The following is a 661-nucleotide window of genomic DNA, read 5'->3' on the forward strand; positions in this document are numbered from 1 at the left end:
TGCTGCCCGACCCCAGCGACCCGATGCTGCTGGCCTCCGTGACGCTGACCGGCCCGCTCGGCGATGAAGACGATCCGGCCGCTTTGTACCCCGCTGTGCGCACCCGGCACACCAGCCGGTATCCCTTCGCCGAGACAGAGATCCCCGTGTCCGTGCGGACCGCCCTGGTCGACGCGGCGGACCAGGAGCACGTTTCGCTGTCCTTCGCCTCCGGCTGGCATCTGCAGTCCGTCCTGGACCTGGTGCGAGAGGGTGAGGCCCGCAACCTCACCGACGCCGGCGCCGCCGCGGACCTGGACCGCTTCACCCGCAGGGCGGACGATACGCGGCCGGCCACCGAAGGGGTTCCGGAGTACGCCTTCGGGCCCCGCCGCCGGATCGGCAAGGCCCCCATGCGCGACTTCGCGGGCGGCAAGTCGATCCCCGGCCGCCCGACCGCCGATTTCGAGACCTCCCCTCACCTGGCGTTGCTGAGCACCTCACGCGACCGCCCCGTGGACTGGCTGCGCACCGGCCAGGCGGTGGAGCGGGTGCTGCTGCGGGCCACGCTGGAGGGACTGGCCGCCTCGTTCGTCACCCAGGCCCTCGAATGGCACGACCTGCGCTGGCCGCTGCGCGACCCGATGGCGGGCATGGCCTATGTGCAGATGGTGCTGCGGCT

The 661-nt window shown here is 72.3% G+C and carries 1 protein-coding gene; it reads left to right on the top strand.

What is annotated here, in order from left to right; all coding sequences use genetic code 11:
* A partial coding sequence (locus tag KN815_RS44515) for a nitroreductase family protein (RefSeq protein ID WP_216347481.1) occupies positions 1 to 661 on the top strand: 661 nt, incomplete at both ends.

It is taken from the genome of Streptomyces niphimycinicus (assembly GCF_018883605.1).
Taxonomy (GTDB): Bacteria; Actinomycetota; Actinomycetes; order Streptomycetales; family Streptomycetaceae; genus Streptomyces; species Streptomyces niphimycinicus.